At 52.5% G+C, this 2822-nt stretch carries 1 protein-coding gene; it reads left to right on the top strand.

Translation table 11 applies throughout. From position 1 onward, the window contains the following. Positions 1 to 2822: fibronectin type III domain-containing protein (locus tag F0364_RS04685; RefSeq protein WP_153796603.1), on the top strand; the 2822-nt coding region annotated here is incomplete at both ends.

Here is a 2822-nt window from a genome sequence, read left to right as displayed (position 1 = left end):
GGTACAAGTTTGCCGCTGCCTGATGCGCCGCTGGCACCTACGGGTTTGCTGGCATCAGGCATCAGCACTTCTGCCAACGAGATAACCTGGACGGATAATGCAACGGATGAGACAGCTTATGAGCTGTACCGTTCAGCAGGCGGCAACAGTAACTATGTATTGCTGGCCACCCTGCCCGCCGGTACGGTAACGTATAAGGATTCCGGGTTGTTTGCCAATTCCATCTCGTATTACAGGGTAAGGGCCAAAAACGTGAGCGGCCCCTCCGGTTACAGCAACGAAGACAGCGCCAAAACACTAAACACGGTACCTGTGTTTGTAACCAGCCTGTCAAACCAGCACATGCGTTATGGCACACAGTTGCAGTTGAATGTAACGGCTGTGGACCCAGACCCTGAACTGCTGAACATACAGGTAACAGGCCTGCCCGCCTTTGGCAGCTATACACCTTCAGGCAATGGTACGGGCACCCTAAGCTTCAACCCGGCATCAGTAACCGATCAGGGCACTTATAATGATATTACGGTAACCGTAAATGACGAGCATGGCGGCAGCAGCAGCCAGGTATTCAACCTTACGGTAAATGATAACTACAACCCGCATATTGACCCCATCAGCAACGTAACGGTAGCTGAACTGCAGACAGCCCAACTGAACGTAAGCGCTACCGACCAGAACGTAGCCGATGTACTGAACTGGGAGTTTATTGGTTTACCGGGCTTTGCCACCGTAAGCACCAATGGCGGCACAGCACAGTTAAACTTTGCCCCCGGCTATGCCGATAACGGCGTGTACCCGGTACAGGCCAAAGTAACCGATGGCAACAACGGTTTTGATACCCTTACATTCTATATCACGGTAAATGATGTAAACCCCGATAAGAAGATCTATGTGAACTTCACCAATGGAACTTATACTTCCCCCGCACCCTGGAACAACACGGCGAAGAACCCCGTGCAGAACGACAACTTCGCTGCGCTGAAAGATGAAACAGGGGCTACTTCCGCGGTAGGGATACAGATATTAACACCATGGCAGAGCATGACCAGCAGCGGTGTGAACACGCTGGGTGTAAGCACCAATAACAACAGCGGCATATACCCTGATAATGTGATGAGGACATCGTATTTCACAACTACAGTAACGCAGACACTGCGGATATACGGATTAAGCCCGCTGTACAAATACAATTTTACCGTATTCGGCAGCCGTGCCAACCCTGCGGCAGGCGTTGTAGTGGTAGCGGATTATGTGATGAACGGGCAAACGTTATCGCTTAACGCGGCCAACAACAGCCAGAACACGGTAACGTTCAGCAACCTGAGCCCTGCACCGGACGGCACACTGAACCTTGATGTGAGGGCGCAGGCCGGCTCACAGTTTGCCTACCTGGGCACCCTTGTCATCAGCAGCGTATATGATGACGGTACGGCGCCGGCCAAGCCCCGCAACCTGGCAGGCCAGTTGGTGAGCGGCAAGGTTAACCTTAGCTGGGTGGATGCCGCCTATAACGAGACCGGCTATGAAGTGTACCGCAGCAACAGCAGGGAAGGGGCTTATACGCTCTTAAATCCCGGCGGCAGTACAGCGAACCTTGTTTCCTTCACAGACTCCACTGTTCTGGGTGGCCCCACTTATTACTATGCGGTAAGGGCTGTCAACGGCATCGGCGCCTCACCCTACAGCGATACGATAGCAGTAGGCACTATTAATACGGCCCCTGTATTTACAGGCGAAGTAAGCGATATACGCGTGGGCATTAATGAAGCGAAGAATGTGGCCGTTACAGCGGCTGACATACCGGGCGATGTGATTACCCTGTCGGCCAGCGGGTTGCCTTCCTTTGCCAGCTTTACCGATAATGGTAACGGCAATGGTGTGATACAGGTAACAGGTACCGGCACGGTAGGCACTTATGGAGGCATTACGATAACAGCCACCGACAACAAAGGAGCAGCAGCCAGCAGGCAGATAAAGATAGTGGTGAAGAACGGCGTATCCACTTACGTAAACTTTACCAATGGCACTTATACTTCACCAGCGCCATGGAACAATACCAACAGCGCCCCTGTAGCCAACTTTACCTTAAGTAACCTGCAGGATGAGAATGGCAATGGTACTGGCGTCAGCCTTACGCTGCCGGAAGCATGGACAGGTTCCAACACGAACGGCGTGGTAACGGGCGACAACAGCGGTGTTTATCCGGATAATGTTATACGGAGCTTCTACTACCAGTCAGCACCGGATGTAAGAACGGTAAGGCTGAGCGGCTTATCATCAGCGAACAAATACAACCTTGTATTCTTTGCCAGCCGCGCCAACTACAACCTGGCACTTACCAGCAGCTACACGGTAGGGGCGCAGAGTGTGGTACTGAACGCAACAAACAACAGCAGCACAACAGCCAGCATCAACGGTGTAAGCCCTGATGCCAATGGACAGATAATTATCAGCATAGCTGCGGCCAACGGCTCTCAGTTCAGCTACCTTGGGGCACTGGAGATAGTGAGTTATCCGTTTGACGGCACACCGTCATCACCAACGAACCTGGTGGCCAGCGGTATATCCAAGACACAGATAAAGCTGGACTGGACCGGCACTGCGGAAAACAGCGGTTACCAGGTATGGCGTTCAACAAGCCTTAATGGCAGCTACAGCCTGCTGGGCACAGTGGGTACGAATGTAACCACGTATACCAACAATGGTTTGAGTGCAGGCAGCAGCTACTATTACAAAGTAAGGACCATAACAGGCGCCAATGTGTACTCAGCCTACAGCAACGTGGCGGCAGCCTCAACGGTAGCCTTCCAGGTGAACCTGAA

Source organism: Foetidibacter luteolus (genome assembly GCF_009650435.1).
GTDB lineage: Bacteria > Bacteroidota > Bacteroidia > Chitinophagales > Chitinophagaceae > Foetidibacter > Foetidibacter luteolus.
This window is presented reverse-complemented; position numbering and strand designations above follow the sequence as displayed.